Raw genomic sequence first — 23,841 nt, 5'->3', positions numbered from 1 at the left:
CGCGGGAAGCACCCCATACGCCGGGTCACGGGCTCACGGCCGCACCTGGATCTTGCGTCCCTGCCCGGCCCGGAAGCGCTCCAGCGCCGCCGCGTAGTCCGTCAGCGGCAGCCGGTCGCTGATGAAGATCTCCGGGTCCAGGGCGCCGGCCGCGAACAGCTCGGCGGCGCGTTCGTAGCTGTGCAGGACGGCCATCGAGCCGGTGATGGTGATCTCCTGGTTGTAGATGCGGTACGGCTCGATGACGGCGCGGGCCGCATAGTCGGCGACCCCGAACTGGAGGAACGTGCCGCCCCTGCCGACCCGCCCGAGCGCGTCCTGGATGGCGCGTTCATTGCCGGTGGCGTCGATGACCACGTCCCAGCCGCGCGGCCGGTCCAGCTCGTCGGCGGAACCGGCCGCGTTGCTGCAGCCCAGGGTGCGGGCGGTGGCCAGCCGGTCCGGGTTGATGTCCACCACGTCCACGCCCGCCGCACCGGTGCGCTTGGCCAGTTCGAGCATCATCAGGCCCATCGTCCCGGAGCCGTAGATCAGGACCTGGGTGCCCAGCTGCTGGGAGCGCAGGATGTCGTAGCCGCGCACGGCGCAGGAGAGCGGCTCGATCAGGGCCGCGTCCTCGGTGCGTACATGGTCGGGCAGCTTGATGCAGTTGGCGACGGGGGCGAGAGCGAACTCGGCGGCGCCGCCGGCCCGGGTCACCCCGATCGCCGCCCAGCGCTCACAGAGGTTGTTGCGGCCGATGCGGCAGTAGTGGCACTCGTAGCAGTACAGCGACGGGTCGACCGCCACCCGGTCGCCCTCGGCGAGTTCGGTGACGGCGCTGCCGGTGGCGACGACCGTACCGGCGAATTCATGACCGGGCACGACGGGCAGGGTGGGGGCGAACTCGCCCTGGAGGATGTGCAGATCGGTGCCGCACAGCCCGCAGGCGGCGACCGAGACGACGACGTCGCGGGGTCCGGGGGTGGGGTCGTCGACGGTGGTGACCTCGACCTTGCCGGGGGCGCTGATCACTGCGGCTTTCATTTCACGGCTCCGAGGGAGAGGCCCTGGACGAGCTTGTCCTGGGCGGCGAATCCGGCGATGAGCACCGGGAGGGAGATGACGGTGGCGGCGGCGCACACCTTGGCGAGGAAGAGGCCCTGACTGGTGACGAATCCGGTCAGGAACACCGGCGACGTACCGGCCACGATGCCGGTCAGGACCCGGGCGAACAGCAGCTCGTTCCAGCTGAAGATGAAGGAGATGAGAGCCGTCGCGGCGATTCCCGGCATGGCCACGGGCGCGACGATCCGCAGCAGGGTGGTGCCCAGCCCCGCGCCGTCGATCGAGGCGGCCTCCAGCATCTCCACCGGGACCTCGGAGAGGAACGAGCGCATCATCCATACCGCGATCGGCAGATTCATCGAGGTGTAGAGGATGACCAGCAGCCAGATGTTGTCCAGCATCCCGGTGTTCTGCGCGACCAGATAGATCGGCAGCAGCCCCGCCACCAGCGGCAGCATCTTCGTGGAGAGGAAGAAGAACAGCACATCGCTCCACTTGCGCACCGGCTTGATCGACAGCGCGTACGCCGCAGGTACGGCCAGCAGCAGGACGAGGAGCGTGGAGGCGACCGAGGCGGTCAGCGAGTTGATCAGCGGGGGCCAGGGGCTGACGCCGCTGCCCGCGCCGAAGAACTCCCGGTAGCCGTGCAGGCTGAGCCCGGCGCCGACGCTCGGCGGGTTGGTCGCCGCGTCCGTCTCGCTGTGGAAGGACGTCAGCACCATCCATGCGACGGGCAGGAAGAAGGCGATCCCGCACAGCCAGGCCACCAGGCCCAGCAGGCCGTTGGTGCGCCGTCGGCGCGGGGTCGGGGGTGCGCTGTTCATCGGGTTCCCTCCTCGCGCAGCAGGGACGAGACGGTGCGCAGTGCGAAGGTCGCCACCAGCAGCGAGCACAGCACGACCACGACGCCCTGCGCGGACGCCCGTCCGTAGTCATGGGCCTGGTAAAAGGTCTGATAGATGGTGTACGGGAGGTTGGCGGTGCCGAGGCCGCCGGAGGTGATGGTGAAGACCGCGTCGAAGTTCTGCACGACGTAGACGGTCCCGAGCAGGGCGGCCAGCTCCAGATAGCGGCGCAGATGCGGCAGGGTCAGATAGCGGAAGATGTCCCACGGCGTGGCGCCGTCCATCCGGGCCGCCTCGACGGCGTCCGACGGCCGGCTCTGCAGCCCCGCCAGCAGGATCAGCATCATGAACGGTGTCCACTGCCAGATCAGCGACATCTCCACCGCGGCCAGCGGCGAGTCGGTCATCCAGTCAGGCTGCGGGGGACTGTCGCTGCCGAAAAGCCCCCAGATCCACGTCAGCGCGCCGTTGAGCAGCCCGTACGAGGCGTTGTAGAGGGCGTGCTTCCAGAGCAGGGCGGACGCGACCGGCACGACGAGGAACGGGGTGATCAGCAGGGTCCGGACGATGCCGCGGCCGCGGAAGCTGCGGTCCAGCAGCAGCGCGAGGCCCAGCCCCAGCAGCAGGCTGACCAGCACCACGGTCACCGTCAGCAGCACCGTCGTCAGCACCGAGGAACGCATCGCCGGGTCGGTGAAGACGGCCGCGTAGTTGTCGAGGGCGGCGAAGCCGCGGTTGTCGGGGGCCAGCGCGTTCCACCGGGTGAAGGAGATCACCACGGTTGCCACGAACGGCAGTTGGGTCACGACGATCAGGAAGACGAGGGCGGGCAGCAGGGGAGCGCGCCGGGCCCAGTCCTTCGCCCGCTGTGCCCGCCGGGCGCGCGCCGCTTGACGGCCGGGAGCCGCGGCGACGGCCTCGGCGGACCGGGGTGCCTCAGTGGTCGGCGTAGGCATCGGACACCTCCTGCGCCAGCCGCTGGCTCTTCTTCAGGGCCTCGGTCACGGTCTGCTTGCCGGCGATCGCCGAGCTCACCTCGTTGGAGACCTTCGTTCCCAGGTCGGCGAACTCGGGGATGCCGACGAACTGGATGCCGGGGGCCGGGCGTTCCTGAACGCCGGGATCGTGCGGCCTCGCCGAGCTGATCGCCTGCTTGGTCGCGGGCGCGAAGGCCCCCGCATTCTTCAGGTACTGGGGGTTGCGGTAGAGGGACGCCCGCTTGCCGCCGGGCACCTTCGACCAGCCCAGCGTGCGGCCCACCAGCTGCTCGTACTTCTGGCCGGAGGCCCAGCGGATGAACTTCCAGGCCGCGTCCTGATGCGTGCTGGCCTTCTGCACGCCCCACGCCCAGGTGTAGAGCCAGCCCGAACCGGCCGTCCGCTCGACCGGCGCCGGTGCGTAGCCAATCTTCCCGGCGACCTTGGAATCGGAGCTCTCCAGGGAGCCGGCGCCGGCGGTCGCGTCGTACCACATGGCGACCTTGCCCTGCTGCATGTCGTTGAGGCACTCGGCGTAGCCGGCCTGCGGCGCGCCCGCCTCGCCGTGCTTGCGCACCAGGTCGACATAGAACTGGGTGGCCTTGGTGAACTCCGGGCTGTCCAGCCGCGCTTTCCAGTCCTTGGTGAACCAGGTCCCGCCGAAGGTGTTGACGACGGTCGTCAGCGGGGCGACCAGCTGGCCCCAGCCGACCTGTCCACGCAGGCAGATGCCCTTCATTCCCTTGCTGGATCCATCCAACTTGCCGGCGATATCGGCTACTTGATGCCAGGTGGGCCGGGCGGGCATGGTCAGCCCGGCGGCTTTGAGGAGGTCCTTGCGGTACATCAGGAATGACGATTCGCCGTAGAAGGGCTCGGCGTAGACCTTGTCGTCGGCGGCGGTGAGCGAGGTACGGACCGGGGCGAGGATGTCGCCCTGGTCGAACTCCGGGTCCTTGTCGGCCCGTTCGCCCAGCGGGGCCAGCCAGCCGTTGCGGGCGTAGATGGGCGTCTCGTAGTTGCTGAGGCTGGCCACGTCGTACTGCCCGGCCTGGCTGGAGAAGTCCTGGCTCATCTTGTCGCGCAGATCGTCCTCCGGCAGCACGGTGTAATTCACCTTGATGCCGGTCTCCTTGGTGAAGTGCTCCGCGGTGAGCCGCTGCAGATCCACCATCTGCGGGTTGTTGACCATCAGCACATTGAGGGTGTGCGCGTCGCCGTTGGCCGCGCTGTTGGCGCCGCCGAAACAGCCGGTGGTGGCCAGCGCCAGGGTCAGGGCGGTCGAGGTCAGGGCTACGGTGCGGCCGGTACGGCCGCGGCTGAGGGGTCGTGCTCTCACAGCTCTTGCCTTTCTGGGGACGTCTGGGGGAGGCGGGGACACCGGGGGACGGTGCCGGGAACGGGGGAGGGAACTGGGGGAATGGGGGACTGGGGGACTGGGCGGTACCGGGACCTTGCCGCGGGGTTCCGGGCAGGCTCGGGGGACCGTCCGAGGGCCGGGGTGTGGCCGTCGGCGGTGCGGTGGCGGTGGTTTGTGCGGGGCCGGTCGTCCGGGCGGGCCCGCCCCGGTCAGACCCGGAGCACCTGCGGCCCCAGGAGCGAGTAGCGATGCGCCTCCGGCGCGGAGAGCCCGGCGTCGGTGACGACCGTGTCGAAGTCGCTCACCTCGGCGAACCGGCAGAAGCTGCTGGCCCCGAACTTGCTGTGCACCCCGACCAGCACCCGGCGCCGCGAGGACCGCACGGCCTGCGCCTTCACCTCGGCGACGGCCGGATCGGGAGTGGTCAGGCCGTGCTCCCGGGAGATCCCGTTCGCGCCCATGAAGGCCAGGTCGATCACGAACCCGGCGAGCATGTCGCGGGCCCAGGAACCCACCGTCGCCTGCGTCCCGGCGCGGACCCGGCCGCCGGCCAGCAGGACGGTGGTGGAGTCGGACGCGGAGACCAGCGAGGCGGTGCGCAGCGAGGCGGTGAGCACGGTCAGCGGGCGGTCGGTGGGCAGCAGCGTGGCGACCAGCTCGGGGGTGTAGCCCTCGTCCACGAACACCGTCTCCGCCGCGCCCACCAACTGCGCCGCGGCCGCCGCGATCCGGCGTTTCTCCGCCACCTGCTGGGTCTCCCGCTTTGCCAGCGTTGTCTCAAAACCCGCGCTCTCGACCGGATACGCCGCGCCGTGCGTCCGCCGGATCAGGCCGCGCCGCTCCAGCTCGCTCAGATCGCGCCGTACGGTCTCCCGGGCGACCCCGAACTCCGCCGCGGCGTCGGCGACCTCGACCCGGCCCGACTGCCGGGCGAGCACGAGGAGGCGGTGCTGACGTTCCTCGGCCCTCATGGTGGCCTCCTGCCCGTGGCGTCGTGGCGTCGTGGCTGTGCGGTACGGGCCCTCGGCGGCCCGTGGCGGCGGTGCGAAACGGCGGCCCGAAACGGTGCTCCGTTCGGTCATGGGCCCGCCCGTTTCTGCCCGCCCGAGGTTTATAGCAACGGTAGGACGCCGAACCTCCGCCCGTAACGGCGCAAAACCAGCCCGTTTCTGCCCGCGCCGGCTCGTCTCCGACCTGGCCGGATGGCCCCTCCAGGTGCCCGTACGGCCCCGCGGAACGCTCCGCAGGGCCGCCCGCGGGCGTGCGGGCGACCGGGGGACGACCCGCGTACACCCGTCGGCCGTGTCGATGATGCGGTCGAAAAGGGCGCATAGTCTGGACGCCATGAGTGCGGAGATGCGGTCCTTGGCGGTCACGGCGATCGTCGAGGCGGACGAGTGCGCGGTGCTGCGGGTCAGCGGGGAGCTGGATCTCCGTACCGAGCAGGCTTTCCTCGACGAGGCCCGGAGCATCGTCTCGGCGGGCCATCGCTTCCTCGTGCTCGATCTGACCGCCCTGCGCTTCTGCGACTCACGGGGGCTGAGCTGTCTGCTGGCCCTGGAGTGGCTGTGCCGGCGCCTGGAGGGCCGGCTGTTTCTGGCCTCGCTCGGCGTACGGATGCTGCGGCTGCTGGTCGGCACCCAGTCGCTGGGGGTCTTCTCCTGCTACCCCACCGTCGGCCACGCGCTGGCCGCCGTTCCCGACAACGCGCGTCCGGCGTGGCCTCCCGCCGTGGAAGAGCCGCCGATGGCGAGCGATGATCCGTTCGTGTGACGTGACGCGGCATCGGGGTGACGGCCACGGCGGCGGTCATCCGGCCGGGCAGCTCGCCCCCAGCCAGGCGCCGTCGAACCGCGCGAAGACGATCTTCTGATACGGACCGGACTCGTAGAGCAGCCCGAAGGTGCCGTCCTTCAGGCGGGTCAGGGTCGAGTACGCCGCCGGGCCGGGGGTGACGACCCGGGAGACGGGCCAGCTCCGCCCGTCGTCGCAGGACAGCCGTACGGTGAGGTTCTGCCGGGCGGTGGCGCTGGCCGTATTGCTGAACAGCAGCCAGTGCGCCCGCCCGTCCTCCGGCGGCAGCGTGGGGTCGTAGCGCAGGATCGACGCGTTGTTGACCGGGTCGACCAGTTCGTCGTCCGCGACCGGGGAGCTGTAGGTCAGCCCGCCGTCCGCGGAGTAGGCGACCAGCCGTCTTGTGGTGCTGCCGGTGCGGCTGTTGAGCATGATGCGGCCATCGGCCAGCTCGACGGTCTTGTTCTCGTCCATCAGCGGCCCGACCGGTGTTCCCAGGCGCCAGGTCGCCCCGTGGTCGTCGCTGTAGGCGCTGGCCGCCCACATACTGCCGTCGGCCTTACGGAACGCGTACTGCTGCAGCAGCCGCCCGGTGGACAGCTGGATGCCGGCGCCGGACGAGGCGAAGATGCCGAGCCAGGACGGGTCCTTGAGGTCATGGGTCAGGCGGCGGGCCCGCCAGCTGCGGCCGCCGTCGTCGGAGTAGTGGTAGTCGGCGTGCAGGGTCGTGGTGCTGTCGTGGTCGTTGCCCGGGCCCGCGTTACGGAAGCCGATGCCCTTGGGGCCGTACGCGTGAAAGAGGAAGAGGCGGCCGGTGTGCCGGTCGGCGAGCAGACTGGGGTCGCCGGCGCCCGCACCGGCGTCGTAGTCGGCGACCGTCTGCGGGGCGCTCCAGGTCCGCCCGTTGTCGGTGCTGCGCCGCACCACCACATCCACGTTGCCCGGCAGATCGGCGGCGCTGTCGTTGCGCCGGTCGTAGGCGGCGACGAGGGTGCCGTCGGGGAGGGTCGTCAGGGCCGGGATGCGGTAGGTGTGCGCGCCCTGCCCGGCGACCGCGAGGTCGGTGGTCTCGTACAGCGGGGTGGGCTCGTGCGGCGGGGAGGGCGCGCGCCGGGGCGGCGCTTCGGCGGCGGGCGCCGCGCGGGCGGCCGTCGCGAGGGTGCCGCCGGCCGCGAGCAGGACGGCCAGCGACAGGGAACGGGCGGCTCGCGCCGAACGGGCTGCTCTCACCGGTACCTCCAGGGCGGGGCAGGACGGGCCGGGGTGGTGTGCGCCTCGACGTCAAGGTAAGCCGCGCCGACGGACCGCGCCGGGGCGCGCGTTGGCCGCGGGGCCGCCCCTCGCGCTATGCCGCGGCGCCCTCGCGCAGCGCGGCGATCAGCGCCTCGACCGACGGCCGCCGGCGCGCGGCGGCGCCCACCGCGACCACGATGTGCCGCTCGACCACATCCGCCAGCGGCACCGAGTCGATCCCCCCGGACCGCAGCCGCAGCATCAGGTCCGTCAGCGGCGCGACCCCCAGCCCCGCCCCGACCATCGCCAGTGACGTGGCGGTATCGGTCACCTCGTGCACCACCCGCGGCTCGAACCCGGCCCGGCGGCAGGCGGCCCGTACCGCCCGCCCGTAGTACGAACCGGGCGCGGGCAGGATCCAGTCGAACCCGGCGGCCTCCACCAGCCGCAGCGGCCGCCGCCCGCTCACCCACCCGGCCGCCACGGCCAGCGCGAACCGCTCCGACCGCAGCCGTATCAGCTCCACCGCGCCGTCCGGCGCGAGCGGCGCATCCGGGTAGTCCAGGCCCAGCGCCAGATCCACCCGACCGGCGCAGACCTCCGTGTACGCCTGGTCCACATCCACCTCGCGGCTCGCCACGCACACCCCCGGATGCCGCGCCCGCAGCCTTTCCAGCGCGGGCGGCAGGAGCACGGCCGCCGCCGTACCGAAGACGCCCAGCCGCAGCCGCGCCGCGACCTCGCCGCGGCCGCGCTCCAGGGCCGCCACCGCCTCGGCCTGCGCGGCCAGGATCCGCGCGGCGTGCGCGGCGAGGGTGTGCCCGGCGTCCGTCAGCTCCACCCGCCGGCCCAGCCGCCGCACCAGCTCCGTCCCGGTGGCCCGCTCCAGCGCCGCGATCTGCTGGGACACCGCGCCCGGCGTGTAGCCCAGGGCCGCGGCCGCCGCGGTCATGGTGCCGCTGCGGGTCAGCTCCAGCAGCGCCCTCAGCTGGACCCCCGGCAATTCCATGCCGGGACCCTACCCAGCGCTCCCGAAGGCCAGAACTTCTGAAAGATCGCCTCCAGCAACTGTGCATGGACGGGGGACGTCCCACCCGCCACCATCAAAAGTGACCGGCTCGACGACGAGCGGGCCCCGCGCGACGACGGGAAGGCGGCCCCGATGGCTCCCACTTCTGTCCCCCGCCCCGAACAGGCCGACCTCCCCGAACCGGCCGATGTCCTCGCACCGGCCGACCTCCCCGGGACGGCGGCGCTCCCCGAGCAGGCCGACGTCGTGATCATCGGCGGCGGCGTCATCGGCGCGAGCATCGCCTTCCACCTGGCCGAGGCGGGTGTCCGCCGGGTGCTGCTGCTCGAACGCGACCGGCCCGCCTCCGGCTCGTCCGGCAAACCCATCGGCGGAGTCCGCGCCCAGTTCTCCGACCCGCTCAACATCCGGCTCGGCCGGCGCAGCCTGGACGCCTGGCACTCCTTCGCCCGCCGCCCCGGCGCCGACATCGGACTGGAATCCGTCGGCTACCTCTTCCTCCTCGGCGACGACACCGAACTGGCCACCTTCACCGAGGGAGTGGAGACCCAGAACGCCCTCGGCCTGCCCAGCCGCATCCTCACCCCGCGCGAGGCCGCCGAGCTGTGCCCGTACGTCGACCCCCGCAGCATCGTCGCCGCCGCCTACTCGCCCACCGACGGCTACGCCCTCCCCAAGGCCGCCGTCACCGGCTATCTCCGCGCGGCCCGCCGGCTCGGCGCCACCGTCCGCACCCGCTGCCCGGTCACCGCGATCGACACCGCCGACGGCGCGCTCCAAGCCGTCCGCACCCCGTACGGCACGGTGCGCACACCCACCGTGATCTGCTGCGCCGGCGCCTGGTCCGCCGCCGTCGGGGCGATGGCCGGCGTCGACCTCCCCGTCACCCCGCTGCGCCGCCAGATCGCCCTCACCGGACCGCTGCGCCCGGCCCCGCCCCGCATCCCCTTCACCCTCGACTTCGCCTCCACCCTCTACTTCCACAACGACACCGCGGACGGTCTCCTCCTGGGCCTGTCCGATCCCGGCCAACAGCCGGGATTCGGGCGGCGGTTCACCCGCGAATGGCTGCGCCCGTTCCGCACCGCGGCCGCCCGCCGGGCACCGGAACTCGCCGACCTGCCCGTCACCGGCGGCTGGGCCGGCCTGTACGAGATGACCCCGGACCACAACGCCCTGATAGGCGAGGCCGCCCAACCGGGCCGCTTCCTCTACGCCACCGGTTTCTCCGGCCACGGCTTCCTCCAGGCGCCCGCCGTCGGCGAGATCATCCGCGACCTCTGTCTCGGCCGCGAACCGTTCCTCGACATCGCCCCGCTCACCGCCGCCCGCTTCGACGGCCGCAGCGCCACCCGCCGCGAGGCCCACATCATCTGACGCCCCCTGTCACCCGCCCCCGTCCTCCGCCCTACGCCCGGGAGCCCCTCATGGTCCCCACCTGGCGGCTACGCGCCGCATTCGCCCGTCGGCTATCCGATATGTACGGCACCGAGGTGCCCGCCTACACCACGCTCCTGGAGGTGGCCGGGCAGGTCAACGACGAGGTCGCGGGCCGCGACCCGGACGCCGAACGGCTCGGCAGCATCTCCAGGGTCACCGCCGAACGCCACGGCGCCATTCGCGTCGGCACCGAGGACGAACTGCGCCAGGCCGCCCAGATCTTCGCCGCCCTCGGGATGAGCCCGGTGGGCTTCTACGACCTGCGCGACGGCGAGGTCGGCGCCGTACCGGTCGTCTCCACCGCCTTCCGCCCCACCGCCACCGAAGAACTGGACCGCAACCCCTTCCGCGTCTTCACCTCCCTCCTCACCACCTCCGACCGCCGCTTCTTCGACGCCGGCCTCGAATCCCGGCTGGACGCGTTCCTCGCCCGCCGCCGCCTCTTCCCGCCGGAACTCCTCCAACTCGCCGAGCGGGCCGAGGAGTCGGAGGGGCTGCCGGAGCCCGAGGCCGAGCGCTTCCTCGCCCTCGCGGTAGCCGCCTTCGAACTCTCGCCGGAGCCCGTCGACCGCGCCTGGTACGCCGAACTGGAACGCGTCTCCGCCGTCGCCGCCGACATCGGCGGGGTGGCCGCCACCCACATCAACCACCTCACCCCCCGCGTCCTCGACATCGACGCCCTCTACCGCCGCATGGGGGAGCGCAAAATCGCCATGATCGACCGGATCCAGGGGCCCCCGCGCTGGGACGGACCGGATGTGCTCCTGCGTCAGACGTCCTTCCGCGCCCTCGCCGAGCCGCGGCGCTTCCGCGAGCCCGACGGCCGCGTCACCGGCGGCTCGCTACGGGTCCGCTTCGGCGAGGTCGAGGCCCGCGGCATCGCCCTGACCCGCGTCGGCCGGGCCCGCTACGACGAGCTGATGACCGCGACGGACCGCCACCTCGCCCAGTACCCGGACGCCGACCGGCAGGAGAGCGCCCGCGCCCTGTGGCACCGCACCTTCCCCCGCACCGAACGCCAACTCGCCGTGGAACACCAGGCGTTCTTCACCTACCACCCAGCCGCCGGACGGCCCCGCGACGGCCACCGGCCGCCCGCCGACCTCGCCGGGCTCCTCGACGGCGGCTGGCTCACCGCCCACCCGATCGTCTACGAGGACTTCCTGCCCCGCTCCGCCGCCGGCATCTTCCGCTCCAACCTCACCGGCGAAGGCACCCAGGACGCGGACCTGACCGGCACCCCCTTCGACGCCCACCGCCTGTCCGAAGCCATCGGCCGCCCCGTGCTCGACCCGTTCGCCCTCTACGCCGCACAGCAGGAACGCTCCCTGCGCCAGGCGCTGTTCACGCTGCGGGCGGGCGCGGCGCTGCGCGCCCTGGACGCCGGTGGCGGACCCCCGGCATCCCCCGCCACCTGACGCCCGCCCACCGCCTCCCACCGCCAGCCCCCCGACCTCCAAGGAGCCCGCAATGACCGCCGGCCCGGCCGCCACCCCCTCCACCGGCCCCCGATTCCCCTCCGCCGACGCCCTGCGCTCCCGCGCGGCCACGGCCCTGCGCCACTGCGGCGTGGACCTCGACGCCCTCGACGCGCCCGATCCGGCATCCGACGTCCTGCCGGCCCGTACCCCCCTGACCGGCGCCAGCCTCGCCCGGCTCCCCGTCACCACCGCCGAACAGGCGGACCGGGCCATCGGCGAGTCCCACCGTGCCTTCCACCAGTGGCGCACCGTCCCGGCCCCCCGGCGCGGCGCCCTGGTCAAGCGGCTCGGTGAGCTCCTCACCCGCCACAAGGACGACCTCGCCGACCTGGTCACCCTCGAAGCGGGGAAGATCCGCTCCGAGGCGCTCGGCGAAGTCCAGGAAATGATCGACATCTGCGACTTCGCGGTGGGCCTGTCCCGACAGCTCTACGGCCGCACCATCGCCGGCGAACGCCCCGGCCACCGCCTCGCCGAGACCTGGCACCCGCTCGGCGTCGTCGGCGTCATCTCCGCCTTCAACTTCCCCGTCGCCGTCTGGTCCTGGAACACCGCCATCGCCCTGGTCTGCGGCGACACCGTCGTCTGGAAGCCCTCCGAGCTCACCCCGCTCACCGCGCTGGCCTGCGACGGCCTGCTCGCCCGCGCCGCCGCCGAGACCGGTGCGCCGCCCGGCGTGCACCGGCTGCTTCTCGGGGCGCGCGAATGCGGCGAGCGGCTGGTCGACGACGGACGCGTGGCGCTGCTCAGCGCGACCGGCTCGGTACGGATGGGCCGGCAGGTCGGCCCGCGGGTGGCCGCCCGCTTCGGCCGCTGCCTGCTGGAACTCGGCGGCAACAACGCCGCCGTCGTCACCCCCTCCGCCGACCTCGACCTGACCGTCCGCGGCGTCGTCTTCTCCGCCGCCGGCACCGCGGGCCAGCGCTGTACGACGCTGCGCCGGCTGATCGTCCACGAAGACCTCGCCGACGCTCTCACCGAACGCATGGTGCACGCATACGGCCAACTGCCGCTCGGCGACCCCTTCGAGGCCTCGACCCTCGTCGGCCCGCTCATCACCACGGCCGCCCACACGGCCATGACCGATGCCCTGGCGACCGCGCAGCGCGACGGCGGCAAGCTGCTGACCGGCGGGGACCGCCACTTCACGGCCGAGGCCCCGGACGCCGCCTATGTCCGCCCGGCCATCGTCCGGATGCCGGAACAGACCGGGATCGTCCGCACCGAGACCTTCGCCCCGATCCTGTACGTCCTCACCTACCGCACCCTCGACGAGGCCATCGCCCTGCACAACGACGTTCCCCAGGGCCTGTCGTCCAGCATCTTCACCCAGGACCAGCGGGAGGCCGAGCGCTTCCTTGCCGCGGACGGCTCCGACTGCGGCATCGCCAACGTCAACATCGGCACCTCGGGTGCGGAGATCGGCGGCGCGTTCGGGGGCGAGAAGGAGACCGGCGGCGGCCGCGAATCCGGCTCCGACGCCTGGCGCGCCTATATGCGCCGGGCCACCAACACGGTGAACTACTCCGCGGACCTCCCCCTCGCCCAGGGGGTCAACTTCCTCTGAGCCAACCGCCCCCGGAGGTACGTCAGTTGACCCTGCCGAGGTCCCGGACGAGGGTGGGCGACGGCCGCGGGATCTCCCCGAAGTCCTCGTCGTCGCCCTCCACCACAAGGCGGTTGATCACATTCTCCAGCGCCGTCGGCAGGGTCGGGGCGAGCCCGCTGTGCCACTGGACGAGGAGATTGTGCCGGGCCGAGTCCGGTAGCAACTGCTTCTCGTCGAACGCGGCCACCGCCGGACGTTCCTCGTCCGGCGCGTGCGCGGCCTGCCCGCGCCAGTAGTCGGCATCGCGGTAATCCCCGTCGCGCCGATGGGCGAGATAGAGGCAGTACGCGGCGGTCCGGCTCCCCGCGCCCGCGCCGAAGTGCCACCAGAAGTGCGCCGCGTCGAAGCGCCCGGTGATGTGCAGCAGACACGCGAAGACCAGTGCGCCCTCGGGGTCGATGCGGTGGTCGTCGACCAGCCGCTCCAGGCTGGCCGCGGCCGCCGCGGCATTGACGACCAGCGCACAGGCCAGCTCCAGTTCATGGGTGGCCTCGTCGCGGGCGCTCGGGTAGGCGCTGGGCGCGCCGTGGTCGGCGCGGACCGGGTGCGCGCCGGGCACCGCCGCCATCGCCCCGGTGCGGCACTCCGCCTCCGTGGCGGCCTCGAAGCAGCCCAGACCGTCGAGCGCGCCCGCGTCATCGAGATCGCAGAAACCGGCGAGGCCGTCGATTCCGGCCACCGCCGCGGCGGCGCTCAGCAGTGTTTCGACGGTCTCCCGACGCCCGGAGTGATCGGCGCGATGGAGGCGATCGGTGGACGACATGGTCAATTCCCCCCTGCTCATGCGTGGTGGTGATTCCGTACGGTGGTGCCCTGGTCGATGCCGAGCGCGGCGGCGAGCTTGCGTTTGCCGCGGCTGGCGTAGGAGCGGACGGTGACTTCGTCGACGCCGAGCAGCGCGGCGATCTGCGCGTCGTCGTACCCGATGACATGCCGCAGCACGATCACGTCGCACTGCCGCTCGGGCAGCCGTGAGATCGCCGCATACAGCCCCAACTGGCTCTCCAGCAGCGCGAACCGCTGCTGGCACTCGCGCAGCAGGGCATGCGTGACGACCGCGAAGGCGGCGGTCTCGGTGAGCGCGGTGGGCTGCTGGTGGTCGTACAGCCACTCCACCACGCACTCCTTGAGCACCGACCACGCGAACGCCTCCACCGACGCCTGCCGCAGCGCATGCGGCCACAGCCGGCCCAGCCGCCGGAAGGCGGACCGGGTCACCTCCTGGGCCGCGCCCTCGCTGCCGGTGTGCAGATAGGCGTAGGTCACCCACTTCGGGGCATGCGTGGCATGGAAGGCCTCCAGGGCTATGGACAGCTGACGGCCCGAGGCGTTCGCGGAACCCGGTGGGCCGTACGGTCCGGTCGAACCGGCCGGCAGCCGGCGGGGGAGCGCGGCTAACTCCGCGCGGGGGCCGCGCGCCTCCGCACACGCCGGCAGAAGTCGGTCCCGGTTTGCGCCCACGAGCCGTCCTCGTTCCGTTCGCCGTGCACCGCTCCTGCCGCACCGAGATGCCGGCGGCAGCGGAAGGACTGTCTGCCCTCACCTCTAATGAACAGGAAAGTGCGCCCGTTTGTGGCACCGGGGCGCAAGAAATCTTCCGCTGCGTATTCATATGACTACGCGTGCCGCGGGCATGTTCATCCGGCACGCCGCCGCGCTGTGCATGCTCCGGGCGTGCGCCGGGGCGCACGAGGCCTCCTCGGTATGATCCGGACCGTACCGGGCATTGCTCCAACTGCCGGGCGGGCGGCGGCATTCGGAACGTCGTCGGGCACCCGGCGGCCGACTGGGGAGGCAGCGCACGATGAGCGACCGCAATGAGCCCGTGGTGGACCTACAGCTCGACCGGGCCCACTCCTCCCGGATCTACGACTACTTCCTCGGCGGCAAGACCAACTTCCTGGCCGACCGGATGGCCGCCGGCAGCGTCCTGTCCGTCTTCCCCAGCGCACTGGTCGCCGCCCGGATCAACCGCGAGTTCATGCACCGCGCCACCCGATTCCTCGCCGGGTCGGGGATGCGTCAGTTCCTCGACATCGGCACGGGTATCCCCACCCCGCCCAACCTGCACGACATCGCCCAGGGCATCGCCCCCGAGGCCCGCGTGGTCTACACGGACAACGACCCCATCGTCCTCGCGCACGCCGCGGCCCTCCTCCTGAGCACCCACGAGGGACGCACCGCGTACGTGCAGGCCGATGTCAACGACCCCGCGGGCATCCTCGCGGCGCCGCAACTCCTCGACACCCTCGACCTGCGCAAGCCGGTCGCCCTCAGCCTGAACGCCCTGATGCACTTCGTCACCGACGACGGCCGACGGCGTGCCCACGCCATCGTCGACACCCTCAAGGCCGCCCTGCCCAGCGGCAGCACCCTGGCCATGAGCCATGCGACACCGGACTTCGACCCCGAGGCGATGCACAAGATCATCGACATCTACCGCGGCGCGGGCACCACCCTCCAGTTCCGCTCCCGCGCCGAATTCCTCCGGTTCTTCGACGGCTGGGAGCTGCTGGAGCCGGGCGTCGCCCTCCCCCACCAGTGGCGCCCCGACCACCCCGGGGACGCCACCCACGTCACCGACGCCGAGGCGGCCTGCTACGCGGCCATCGCCCGCAAGCCCTGATCGGCCGCCCCGCGCCCCTCACTCCTTCCGATAGCCGTACGCCTCCCCGGCCGCCGCCGCCACCGCGTCCAGATCCGCGCCGGCCGAGGCGGTGACCACCGCGGCCACCGCGCCCTCCACGAACGGCGCATCCACCAGCCGTGCGCCCTCGGGCAGCTCGTCCCCCTCCGCCACCATGGCCTTCACGGTCAGTACGGCGCTCCCCAGGTCGACCAGGACCGCCACCCCGGCGCCCCGGTCGACCTCCCGCGCCGCCGCCGCGATCAGCTCCGTACTCGTACCGAGCCCGCCGTCCGGCGTACCGCCCGCCGCGGCCACCGGCGCCGTGCCGCCACCTCCGGCCAGCCCCACCGCCATCGCCGCGACCGACTCGGCCACCGGCCCGCTGTGCGAGACCAGCACGATCCCCACCGGCGAAGCGTCCCCGCTCACTTCGCCACCTCCGCGAGGGCCCCGAACAGCAGGGCCGACGAGGTCGCCCCCGGATCCTGATGCCCGATGCTGCGCTCCCGCAGATAGCTGGCCCGGCCCTTTTTGGCCAGCAGCGGCACGGTGGCCAGCGCGCCTTGTTCCGCCGCCGCGGCCGCCGCCTCGAACGACGTCCCCAGCGCCGCCACCGCCGGCACCAGCGCATCCAGCATCGTCTTGTCCCCCGGCGCCGCACCGCCCAGCTGCGCCAGCATGTCCACCCCGGCCTGCAGCCCCGCCCGCAGCTCCCGCCTCGTCACCTGCGGTGCCTCGCCCAGCGCCTTCCCGCTGCGCCGCAGCAGCGTCCCGTACAGCGGCCCCGACGCGCCCCCCACGCTCGAGATCAACTGCCGCCCCGCGGCGACCAGCACGGCCCCGGGCGTCGAAGGCCCCTCGGCCTCCAGCATCTTCGCCACGGCGACGAACCCCCGCTGCATATTGGCCCCGTGATCGGCATCCCCGATGGCGGAATCCAGTTCGGTCAGCCGGTCGACCTCCCGGTCCACGGCGGCGGCCATCTCCGTCATCCACCGGATGAAGAACGCGGCATCCAAGACGGTGTCCGACACTTAGTACTCCTCTGCTCTTGCACTGGCTGATTCGTCGGGTCCTGAGGGGCGAGGCCTGCGGGGCTCACCGCCCCCAGCGCAGCCCCGCCGTCTCCACCGGCGCGTCCCACAGCCGCAGCAGCTCGCCGTCCACCTGGCACAACGACACCGAGCACCCCGCCATGTCCAGCGACGTCACATAGTTCCCGACGAGCGTACGAGCCACCGCCACCCCTCGTTCGTCGAGCACGCGCCGCACCTCCGCGTTGAACCCGTACAGCTCCAGCAGCGGCGTCGCGCCCATGCCGTTGACGAGAACCAGCACCGGCAGCCTCGGCTGCAGATCCTCCAGGATCGCCTCCACCGCGAAGTCCGCGATCTCGCGGGCGGTCATCATCGCGCGCCGTTCCCGTCCCGGCTCGCCGTGGATGCCGACCCCCAACTCCAGCTCCCCGGCCGGAAGGTCGAAGGTAGGGCTGCCCTTCGCCGGTGTCGTGCAGGCGCCGAGCGCCACCCCGAAGCTCCGCGAGGACTCAACGACCCGCCGGGCGAGCGCCTCGACCCGCTCCAGCGGCATGCCCTCCTCGGCCGCCGCCCCGGCAATCTTCTCGACGAAGAGCGTGGCCCCGGTGCCCCGCCGCCCGGCCGTGAAGGTCGAGTCGCTCACCGCCACGTCGTCATTGACGAGCACGCTGGCGACCTGCACCCCTTCGTCCTCGGCAAGTTCCGCCGCCATCTGGAAATTGAGCACATCGCCGGTGTAGTTCTTCACGACGAACAGCACGCCGCGCCCACTGTCCACCGCCGCGGCGGCCCGCACCATCTGATCCGGCACCGGCGACGTGAACACCTCCCCGGGACAGGCGGCATCCAGCATCCCCGGTCCCACGAACCCTCCGTGCAGCGGCTCATGCCCACTCCCGCCCCCGGACACCAGCGCCACCTTCTCCGCCACCGGCGCATCCCGCCGCACGATCACCCGGTTCTCGGCATCCACCACCAATTCGGGATGCGCCGCTGCCATTCCCCGCAGCGCGTCCGCCACGACGGTCTCGGCGACGTTGATGAGCATCTTCATGGGTACCTCCTGGTGAGCTGAGCAGTCGGGGCCCTGACCTGTGTCTTCCGGGTCGCGGGACGTTCTGCGAGTGGGGGGCGTCCTGCGAGTCGTTGATCCGGGCGATCGTCGGCGGTCGGAAGCGGGGGTCCGGCGGGTCCAGTATCGGACGGTGAGCGTGGTGACGGCACCGCTGTGCGCGGGTGTCGTTCCGCTTCGCGTGGTGTGTTCACCTCGGGGTCACCCGGAGGCGGCCGCCGCCATGGGGGCGTCACTTCGCGGGCGGCCTCGGGCGCCGCTCCCGCCGCCGCGCCCGGGACCAGGTCACGCCGGGACGGGCGGGAGCGCGGTCACGCTCCGGTGGAAGGGAGGTCTTCCGGTCTCTGAGGCCGGACGGTCAGGACGAACGGGCTGACCGCCGATCAGCGGCCGGACGGCTCATCCGTGTTCACCGACGGCACCCGCAAGCGTTTGCCGACACGCGGGCCCCGATTCAGGCGTTGCCGTCGGTCATCGGACGGCGCCCGGGCCCGCCGGATCGTGATGCCCGGCGCCGAGCAGCGCCGCCGCGGCGTGGACGTCCCCGGTGAGCTTGCGGTCGGCGGTGGACGGGTCGAGGACGGCTTCGACGGACCGCCGCAGGTCCCTCAGTTCCGGGGCCCCGAACGGCGGCAGGGCGCGCATGCGCAGTGCCCGTCCGGCGGCCAGGAGTTCGCAGGCCAGCACGTAGCGGAAGGCCGCAACGGCCTCCTGCAGCCGGCGGACGGCGGTCGAGGCGAAGCTGGCGTGCTCCTCGACGCCACGGGAGAGTACGGCGTGACCGAGCATGCTCGGCTGGGCGGCACCCCGCAGATCCGCGAGGGCGGACTGGGCGGCGTACTCGACGATCATGATTCCGCTGCTGCCGTCCCGGTCCGGGGCGAGGAAGGGCGGCAGTCCGGTGAAGTCCGGTTCGACCAGGACGCCGAGGCGGGCGGTGGACAGTCCGGCGGTGCCCAGCAGGGCGAGTCGCAGCTGGTCCAGTGCCAGGGCCAGGGAGGCCTGGTGGAAGCCGCCGTGGTGGTGGTATTCCGCCGCGTCGAGGTTGAGCAGCGGGTTCTCGCAGGCGGCGTTGAGTTCTACGTCCAGCACCCGGTCCAGTGCCGTCGTCGCGTCGAGGGCGGCGCCGTGGACCTGGGGCAGACAGCGGAAGCCGAAGGGGTCCTGGATCAGGGCGGGTTCCCAGGCCGGCCGCCCCAGGAGGGCGCACATGCGGGCGGCGGTGCGCCGCGCTCCCGAGTGCGGCCGGCGGGCGTGCACGTCCTCGGCGTAGGGCTCGGTCGACCCCTGGACCGCCGCCAGGGACAGCGCCGCCACCATCGGTACCCGGTCGAGCAGATCCCTCAACTCCGTGACGGCCAGGGCGGCTTGGCCTATGGTCAGCGCGCTGCTGGACATCAGCGGCAAGGCGTCCCAGTGGCTCAGCCGCAGGGGCTCGGGGGCCGGTCCGGTGCCCTCCCGCCAAGGCAGGTCGCCGGCGAGGGCGAGGCCCAGCTCGGCCAGCGCCGACAGATCGCCGGTGCCCACCGAGCCGTAGGTGTGCACCGCGGGGACGTGTCCCGAGGCCAGTGCCTGTTCGAGGCGGTCGGCGATGCCCACGCTGATCGCCGTGCCGGCCCCCAGCAGCTGGTTCAGCCGTACCGCGAGCATGGCCCGCACCTGCTCCGCCGGTACCAGGGGGCCGATTCCGCCGCTGTGACTGCGCAGCAGCCGCAGGCCGTGCTCATCGGCAGAGTCGCCGGGTACGGCGGTGGTGCGGTTGGCGCCCACGCCGGTGGTGTGGCCGTACACCGGGCGCAGGGCCACCACCTGCTCGGCCACCAGGCGGGCCTTGCACATCCGGTCGCGGGCGTACGGGGCGACCTCGGCGCGCGCCGTTCTCCTGGCAAGGGCCGCCACGTGGGACGCGGTCAGGCCGGTGCCGTCGAGGCGGAGGGAGGCCATCGGTGGTGCGGTCGGTGGTGCGGTCGGTGGTTCCGTCCGTGGGGCCGGCCGTGGCTCCGCCAGCGGTTCCATCAGCGGTTCCATCAGTGGTGCCAGCCTTCCGTCGTCACCGAGTCCTTGGTCTCCGGTGCCCAGGCGATGCTGATGACCGTGCCGAGCAGCAGGACGCCGGCCAGCCAGGCCATCGACCAGGTGACGCCGAGGTGGTCCAGGCTGACGGGGAGGACGAAGGTGCCGATGGCCGCGGCCACCCGGCTGGTTCCGCAGAGGAAGCCCACGCCGGAGGAGCGCAGCGCGGTGGGGTAGAGCTCGGGCGGATACACCTGGGTGATGTTGGAAGCCCCGGCCATGACGAACGTGTAGATCACGAAGGGGATCATCATGGCCAGCGGCGACGCGTCCGCGAGCACCGCCAGCGCGGCGAGGGCGACGGTGAGGATGCCGAAGCTGATGATGGTGAACGGGCGGCGCCCCATCCGCTGCGTGGGCCACAGGCCGACCACGCCGCCGAGCAGCAGGAACAGGTTGAGCAGCAGGTTCTGGGTGTCCGCGTCGGAGACCTGCATCGCGGACAGGATGGTGCCCATGAAGGTGTAGATGGCGAAGTAGGGGAGCACCTGGGCGCTGTAGAAGAGCACGCCGAACCAGGTGTTGCGCCGCTGGCCCCTGGCGAACAGCTGACCGTACCCGGCCGCCTTCCGTTCCTTGTCCGCTCCCGTGGGGCCGTCCGCTTCGACGTCCAGCTCGGCGCCCAGGAAGCGGCGGGCGATGGCGCGGGCCTCCTCGATCCGTCCCTGGCTGACCAGCCAGCTGGGCGACTCCGGGGTGCCGATGCGCAGCAGCAGGACCAGCGCGGCGGGCAGCGCGGCGCTGGCCAGCAGCAGGTGCGAGGAGCCGTCGTCGAGCGACAGGTAGCTGCCGAGGATGTTGGCCACGACGTACCCGACGGTCCACAGCACGGTGAGCGAGCCGAGCAGCACGCCGCGGAGCCGTCGCGGGGCGAACTCGGCCAGCAGCGTCGGTCCCACCGCGTAGTCCGCGCCGAGCCCGAAGCCGATCAGCAGGCGCAGCACGAACAGGAGGAGCGGGTCGTGCGCCCACAGCTGCAGCGCCGAGGCGACGGTGATCAGGGCGAAGTTGTAGATGTAGAGCTTCTGGCGGCCGATGAGGTCGCCGACCCAGCCCAGCACGATGCTGCCGAAGAACAGGCCGATCAGCGCGGACGCGCCGAGCAGGCCCTGCCACCAGCCGGAGAGGTGCATGGAGGCGGTGAGGGCAGGCAGGACTGCCCCGATGATGCCGAGGGCGTAGCCGTCGGAGAAATTGGCTCCGAACGTGGTCGCGGTGATCCGGAGATGGAAGCCCTTCAGGGGCTCCTCGGTCCGGGGTTCGACGGTGAGCGTGGCCATGCATGACCTCCCAGAGTGGGGATGCGGCACAGAGGGGATGGAGGGAATCTTGAATGGATACTTACAGCCAAGCAAGAGATGAATGGCTATTTCTCATATGCGAGACGCGGTAGCGCGGTCCCCCCACCGGATCGGGTCGGAGCGGAGCGCCGTCCGGCCCCAACGGCGTTGTCCGCATGGGGAGTTCACGGACGTAGGGCCCGCGGTGGCACGCGGGCCCGATCGCCGTCGGCGGCGCCGGCCCGCTCCGCCCGTCGTCTGCCACCGGCGCCCTGCTACCGGCGGGCGGCGGCGCCCGGCGAGGTCAGGATGCGGTGGACCAGCCGGGCGCCGGCCCGTGCCGTGCGGTGGTCGATGTCGAGCTGCGGATTCAGCTCGGCGACATCGCACACGGCGAGCTTCCGGCTCGCCGCCACCCTCGCGCAGACCCGCTCGACGATCTCCATCGGCACTCCGTACGCGGCGGGCGCGCTGACACCGGGCGCCGCGCCCGCGGGGAGCACATCGAGGTCGATGCTCAGATGCACGACATCGCAGCTCGCGAGGAACTCGTCGAGGAAGGCGTCGACGCGCTCGCGGTCGAGCAGCCCGCACTCGGTGTCGGGCAGATGGCGCACGCCGAGCTCGTCCGCGGTGTGGAACAGCCGCTCCGTGTTGCTCGGCTGGCTCACGCCGAGCACCCAGTAGTTCAGCCGCCGCCCGTGCCGCTCCTCGTCCCGCGCCATCTGGAGGAAGGGCGTGCCGGAGCTGGGCCGGGCGTCGTCACGCAGGTCGAAGTGGGCGTCGAGGTTCAGTACCCCCAGCCGCGCACCGTCGCGCAGCGCGCCGCTGCCGGCCAGCCCGAGATAGCTGCCGTAGGCGACCTCATGGCCGCCGCCCAGCACCACCACCGAGCTGCCGCGGTCGACGAGCGAGGAGACGACCTCGCCCAGCCGGCGCTGTCCGTCCTCCAGCTCGCCGTCGCCCACCTCGACGTCGCCGACATCCAGCGCCCGCACCGGTGCCGGCAGCGCCATCGACGCCAGGGCGCCGCGCAGGGCACGCGGCCCGTCCGCCGCGCCCGGACGGCCCTTGTTGCGCCGGACGCCTTCGTCGCTGCGGAAGCCGACGAACGCGACATCGCGGGGTCCGGCCGGGCCGGCGTCGACGCCGACCGCATGGTGCCAGCGCAGATTGCCCGGCCCGTGTCCGTCGTCCCGGCCCGTCCAGGGCTCCGGGGCCCTGTCCACGGCCGTCGTCGCGGTCGTCACTTCGTCTCGTCCTCCGTCATCGGGACGCGCACTCCGCGCTGCTGCGCCACGTTCGCGGCGTGCTCGTAGCCGGCGTCCACATGGCGGATGACGCCCATACCGGGGTCGTTGGTCAGCACACGGGACAGCTTCTGCGCGGCGAGCTCGGTGCCGTCGGCGATGCAGACCTGGCCGGCGTGGATCGAGCGGCCCATGCCGACGCCGCCGCCGTGGTGGATGGAGACCCAGGACGCGCCGGACGAGGTGTTCACCAGGGCGTTGAGCAGCGGCCAGTCGGCGATCGCGTCGGATCCGTCGAGCATCGACTCGGTCTCGCGGTACGGCGACGCCACGGAGCCCGAGTCCAGGTGGTCACGGCCGATGGCGAGCGGCGCCGACAGCTCCCCGGACGCGACCATCTCGTTGAACCGCAGACCGGCGCGGTGCCGCTCGCCGTAGCCGAGCCAGCAGATGCGGGCCGGCAGGCCCTCGAACGCCACCCGCTCGCCGGCCATCTTGATCCAGCGGTGCAGATGCTCGTTCTCCGGGAACAGCTCCAGGATGGCCCGGTCGGTGGCCTCGATGTCCTTGGGGTCGCCCGACAGCGCGGCCCAGCGGAACGGGCCGAGGCCCTCCTCGAACAGCGGGCGGATGTGCGCCGGCACGAAGCCGGGGAAGTCGAACGCCCGCTGATACCCGGCCTTGCGGGCCTCGTCGCGGATGGAGTTGCCGTAGTCGAAGACCTCGGCGCCGGCGTCGAGGAAACCGACCATCGCCTCGACGTGCCGCGCCATGGACGCACGGGCGCGCTCGGTGAAGTCGGCCGGGTCCTTACGGGCCTGCTCGTGCCACTCCTCCATGCTCACGCCGACCGGGAGGTAGGACAGCGGGTCGTGGGCCGAGGTCTGGTCGGTCACGATGTCGAGGGGCGCGCCCATCTCCAGCAGCTTCGGGAAGACCTGCGCGGCATTGCCGGCGAGCCCGATGGACAGCGGCTTGCGGGCGTCGCGGGCCTCGATGGCGAGCCGGAGGGCGTGGTCCAGGTCGTCGGCGGCGACATCGAGGTAGCGGTGCGCGATGCGGCGCTCGATGCGGGTGGGGTCGACATCGACGCAGAGGGCGACGCCGTCGTTCATCGTCACGGCCAGCGGCTGGGCGCCGCCCATGCCGCCGAGTCCGGCGGTGAGGGTGATCGTGCCGGCAAGGGTCCCGTTGAACTTCTTGCGGGCGACCGCGCCGAACGTCTCGTACGTGCCCTGGAGGATTCCCTGGCTGCCGATGTAGATCCAGGAACCCGCGGTCATCTGGCCGTACATGGTCAGTCCCTGGGCCTCCAGGGACCGGAACTCCTCCCAATTGGCCCAGTCGCCGACCAGGTTGGAGTTGGCGAGGAGCACGCGCGGCGCCCACTCGTGGGTGCGCATGACGCCGACCGGCTTACCGGACTGGACGAGCAGCGTCTCGTCGTCCTTGAGCGTCTTGAGCGTGCGGACGATGGCGTCGTAGGCGCCCCAGTTTCGCGCGGCCTTGCCGGTGCCGCCGTAGACGACCAGGTCCTGCGGGTGCTCGGCGACCTCGGGGTCGAGATTGTTCATGAGCATCCGCAGGGCGCCCTCCTGCTGCCAGCCGAGGCAGTTCAGTTCGGAGCCGCGGGGGGCGCGGATGCCGCGGGCATCCGGGAAAACGCTGGTCATGGTGCCTCCTG

21 protein-coding genes are annotated in these 23,841 nt (G+C 72.3%); 5 read left to right on the top strand and 16 right to left on the bottom strand.

The window, feature by feature from the left end; genetic code table 11:
- Positions 1–33: 33 nt before the first annotated feature.
- The 5 genes from ACIRPT_RS20600 to ACIRPT_RS20580 form a co-directional block, all read right to left on the bottom strand.
- The gene (locus tag ACIRPT_RS20600) at positions 34–1,026 is read right to left on the bottom strand and encodes a zinc-dependent alcohol dehydrogenase family protein (protein WP_403828911.1); all 993 of its coding nucleotides are present in this window, start codon (positions 1,024–1,026) and stop codon (positions 34–36) included.
- Positions 1,023–1,871 (bottom strand): carbohydrate ABC transporter permease, encoded by an 849-nt coding sequence (locus tag ACIRPT_RS20595; RefSeq protein ID WP_403828909.1) that lies wholly within the window; start codon positions 1,869–1,871, stop codon positions 1,023–1,025. Before ACIRPT_RS20595 ends, ACIRPT_RS20600 begins: the two co-directional genes overlap by 4 nt.
- Positions 1,868–2,848, bottom strand: a complete 981-nt coding sequence (locus ACIRPT_RS20590) for a carbohydrate ABC transporter permease (RefSeq protein WP_403828907.1) — start codon at positions 2,846–2,848, stop codon at positions 1,868–1,870. Before ACIRPT_RS20590 ends, ACIRPT_RS20595 begins: the two co-directional genes overlap by 4 nt.
- Positions 2,829–4,208, bottom strand: a complete 1,380-nt coding sequence (locus tag ACIRPT_RS20585) for an ABC transporter substrate-binding protein (protein ID WP_403828904.1) — start codon at positions 4,206–4,208, stop codon at positions 2,829–2,831. Before ACIRPT_RS20585 ends, ACIRPT_RS20590 begins: the two co-directional genes overlap by 20 nt.
- A gap of 230 nt (positions 4,209–4,438) precedes the next feature.
- Positions 4,439–5,200: a DeoR/GlpR family DNA-binding transcription regulator gene (locus ACIRPT_RS20580; protein ID WP_403508147.1), complete on the bottom strand. Its 762-nt coding sequence runs from the start codon at positions 5,198–5,200 to the stop codon at positions 4,439–4,441.
- Between the two features lie 373 nt (positions 5,201–5,573).
- On the opposite strand from ACIRPT_RS20580, the gene ACIRPT_RS20575 reads away from it, so the two are divergent.
- Positions 5,574–6,002, top strand: a complete 429-nt coding sequence (locus tag ACIRPT_RS20575; protein ID WP_403508146.1) for an STAS domain-containing protein — start codon at positions 5,574–5,576, stop codon at positions 6,000–6,002.
- Between the two features lie 36 nt (positions 6,003–6,038).
- Here the strand turns inward: ACIRPT_RS20575 and ACIRPT_RS20570 are convergent, their stop codons facing one another.
- Together ACIRPT_RS20570 and ACIRPT_RS20565 are read right to left on the bottom strand one after the other, a co-directional pair.
- Positions 6,039–7,253, bottom strand: a complete 1,215-nt coding sequence (locus ACIRPT_RS20570) for an exo-alpha-sialidase (protein ID WP_403828901.1) — start codon at positions 7,251–7,253, stop codon at positions 6,039–6,041.
- A gap of 115 nt (positions 7,254–7,368) precedes the next feature.
- A complete protein-coding gene (locus ACIRPT_RS20565; RefSeq protein WP_403828898.1) occupies positions 7,369–8,265 on the bottom strand; it encodes a LysR family transcriptional regulator in 897 nt (298 codons plus the stop codon).
- A gap of 153 nt (positions 8,266–8,418) precedes the next feature.
- Here ACIRPT_RS20565 and ACIRPT_RS20560 point away from each other — a divergent pair, with 153 nt between their 5' ends.
- Genes ACIRPT_RS20560 through ACIRPT_RS20550 form a run of 3 tightly spaced genes read left to right on the top strand, consistent with a single transcriptional unit; the run spans position 8,419 to position 12,774 of the window.
- Positions 8,419–9,663, top strand: coding sequence for an NAD(P)/FAD-dependent oxidoreductase (locus ACIRPT_RS20560; RefSeq protein WP_403828896.1), 1,245 nt, complete (start codon positions 8,419–8,421; stop codon positions 9,661–9,663).
- Positions 9,664–9,713: 50 nt separating this feature from the next.
- Entirely contained in the window at positions 9,714–11,144 is a 1,431-nt protein-coding gene (locus ACIRPT_RS20555) for a 2-oxoadipate dioxygenase/decarboxylase family protein (protein ID WP_403828893.1), read from the top strand.
- Between the two features lie 52 nt (positions 11,145–11,196).
- Positions 11,197–12,774 carry an aldehyde dehydrogenase family protein gene (locus ACIRPT_RS20550; RefSeq protein WP_403828891.1) on the top strand — a complete coding sequence of 526 codons (1,578 nt, stop codon included), beginning with the start codon at positions 11,197–11,199 and terminating at the stop codon, positions 12,772–12,774.
- A gap of 22 nt (positions 12,775–12,796) precedes the next feature.
- Here the strand turns inward: ACIRPT_RS20550 and ACIRPT_RS20545 are convergent, their stop codons facing one another.
- Both ACIRPT_RS20545 and ACIRPT_RS20540 read right to left on the bottom strand, forming a co-directional pair.
- Complete coding sequence (locus ACIRPT_RS20545) at positions 12,797–13,579, bottom strand: hypothetical protein (protein ID WP_403508134.1); 783 nt, start codon at positions 13,577–13,579, stop codon at positions 12,797–12,799.
- Between the two features lie 17 nt (positions 13,580–13,596).
- On the bottom strand, positions 13,597–14,277 hold the full coding sequence (locus ACIRPT_RS20540; protein ID WP_403828888.1) for an RNA polymerase sigma factor: 681 nt from the start codon (positions 14,275–14,277) through the stop codon (positions 13,597–13,599).
- 343 nt (positions 14,278–14,620) lie between these two features.
- Between ACIRPT_RS20540 and ACIRPT_RS20535 the strand changes: the two genes are divergently transcribed.
- Positions 14,621–15,442 (top strand): SAM-dependent methyltransferase, encoded by an 822-nt coding sequence (locus ACIRPT_RS20535; RefSeq protein WP_403828886.1) that lies wholly within the window; start codon positions 14,621–14,623, stop codon positions 15,440–15,442.
- Positions 15,443–15,460: 18 nt separating this feature from the next.
- On the opposite strand, the gene ACIRPT_RS20530 is transcribed toward ACIRPT_RS20535, so the two are convergent.
- The 7 genes from ACIRPT_RS20530 to hutU all read right to left on the bottom strand — a co-directional run bounded on the left by ACIRPT_RS20530 (position 15,461) and on the right by hutU (position 23,830).
- The gene (locus tag ACIRPT_RS20530; RefSeq protein ID WP_403828883.1) at positions 15,461–15,874 is read right to left on the bottom strand and encodes a PTS-dependent dihydroxyacetone kinase phosphotransferase subunit DhaM; all 414 of its coding nucleotides are present in this window, start codon (positions 15,872–15,874) and stop codon (positions 15,461–15,463) included.
- A complete protein-coding gene (gene dhaL, locus ACIRPT_RS20525) occupies positions 15,871–16,479 on the bottom strand; it encodes a dihydroxyacetone kinase subunit DhaL (protein WP_403828881.1) in 609 nt (202 codons plus the stop codon). Before dhaL ends, ACIRPT_RS20530 begins: the two co-directional genes overlap by 4 nt.
- A gap of 64 nt (positions 16,480–16,543) precedes the next feature.
- On the bottom strand, positions 16,544–17,536 hold the full coding sequence (gene dhaK / locus ACIRPT_RS20520) for a dihydroxyacetone kinase subunit DhaK (protein ID WP_403828878.1): 993 nt from the start codon (positions 17,534–17,536) through the stop codon (positions 16,544–16,546).
- 489 nt (positions 17,537–18,025) lie between these two features.
- A complete protein-coding gene (locus ACIRPT_RS20515) occupies positions 18,026–19,498 on the bottom strand; it encodes an aromatic amino acid ammonia-lyase (RefSeq protein WP_403828875.1) in 1,473 nt (490 codons plus the stop codon).
- 83 nt (positions 19,499–19,581) lie between these two features.
- On the bottom strand, positions 19,582–20,907 hold the full coding sequence (locus tag ACIRPT_RS20510; protein ID WP_403828873.1) for an MFS transporter: 1,326 nt from the start codon (positions 20,905–20,907) through the stop codon (positions 19,582–19,584).
- 275 nt (positions 20,908–21,182) lie between these two features.
- Positions 21,183–22,157, bottom strand: coding sequence for a formimidoylglutamase (gene hutG / locus ACIRPT_RS20505; protein ID WP_403828870.1), 975 nt, complete (start codon positions 22,155–22,157; stop codon positions 21,183–21,185).
- Positions 22,154–23,830: a urocanate hydratase gene (gene hutU / locus ACIRPT_RS20500; protein ID WP_403828868.1), complete on the bottom strand. Its 1,677-nt coding sequence runs from the start codon at positions 23,828–23,830 to the stop codon at positions 22,154–22,156. Before hutU ends, hutG begins: the two co-directional genes overlap by 4 nt.
- Positions 23,831–23,841 lie beyond the last annotated feature (11 nt).

The sequence above is a fragment of the Streptomyces sp. NPDC101227 genome (assembly GCF_044767545.1).
Lineage (GTDB): Bacteria > Actinomycetota > Actinomycetes > Streptomycetales > Streptomycetaceae > Streptomyces.
The sequence above is the reverse complement of the archived record's forward strand: the minus strand, read 5'-3'. Positions and strand labels throughout refer to the sequence as shown.

Bases quoted from the DNA above. Each gene is read 5' to 3' on its own strand.
- ACIRPT_RS20595 (WP_403828909.1), bottom strand. From the start codon at position 1,871: ATGAACAGCGCACCCCCGACCCCGCGCCGACGGCGCACCAACGGCCTG.
- ACIRPT_RS20515 (WP_403828875.1), bottom strand. From the start codon at position 19,498: ATGGCCTCCCTCCGCCTCGACGGCACCGGCCTGACCGCGTCCCACGTG.
- ACIRPT_RS20560 (WP_403828896.1), top strand. From the start codon at position 8,419: ATGGCTCCCACTTCTGTCCCCCGCCCCGAACAGGCCGACCTCCCCGAA.
- ACIRPT_RS20550 (WP_403828891.1), top strand. From the start codon at position 11,197: ATGACCGCCGGCCCGGCCGCCACCCCCTCCACCGGCCCCCGATTCCCC.
- ACIRPT_RS20590 (WP_403828907.1), bottom strand. From the start codon at position 2,848: ATGCCTACGCCGACCACTGAGGCACCCCGGTCCGCCGAGGCCGTCGCC.
- ACIRPT_RS20510 (WP_403828873.1), bottom strand. From the start codon at position 20,907: ATGGCCACGCTCACCGTCGAACCCCGGACCGAGGAGCCCCTGAAGGGC.
- dhaK (WP_403828878.1), bottom strand. From the start codon at position 17,536: ATGAAGATGCTCATCAACGTCGCCGAGACCGTCGTGGCGGACGCGCTG.
- ACIRPT_RS20555 (WP_403828893.1), top strand. From the start codon at position 9,714: ATGGTCCCCACCTGGCGGCTACGCGCCGCATTCGCCCGTCGGCTATCC.
- ACIRPT_RS20565 (WP_403828898.1), bottom strand. From the start codon at position 8,265: ATGGAATTGCCGGGGGTCCAGCTGAGGGCGCTGCTGGAGCTGACCCGC.
- ACIRPT_RS20545 (WP_403508134.1), bottom strand. From the start codon at position 13,579: ATGTCGTCCACCGATCGCCTCCATCGCGCCGATCACTCCGGGCGTCGG.
- ACIRPT_RS20535 (WP_403828886.1), top strand. From the start codon at position 14,621: ATGAGCGACCGCAATGAGCCCGTGGTGGACCTACAGCTCGACCGGGCC.
- ACIRPT_RS20600 (WP_403828911.1), bottom strand. From the start codon at position 1,026: ATGAAAGCCGCAGTGATCAGCGCCCCCGGCAAGGTCGAGGTCACCACC.
- ACIRPT_RS20580 (WP_403508147.1), bottom strand. From the start codon at position 5,200: ATGAGGGCCGAGGAACGTCAGCACCGCCTCCTCGTGCTCGCCCGGCAG.
- hutU (WP_403828868.1), bottom strand. From the start codon at position 23,830: ATGACCAGCGTTTTCCCGGATGCCCGCGGCATCCGCGCCCCCCGCGGC.
- ACIRPT_RS20575 (WP_403508146.1), top strand. From the start codon at position 5,574: ATGAGTGCGGAGATGCGGTCCTTGGCGGTCACGGCGATCGTCGAGGCG.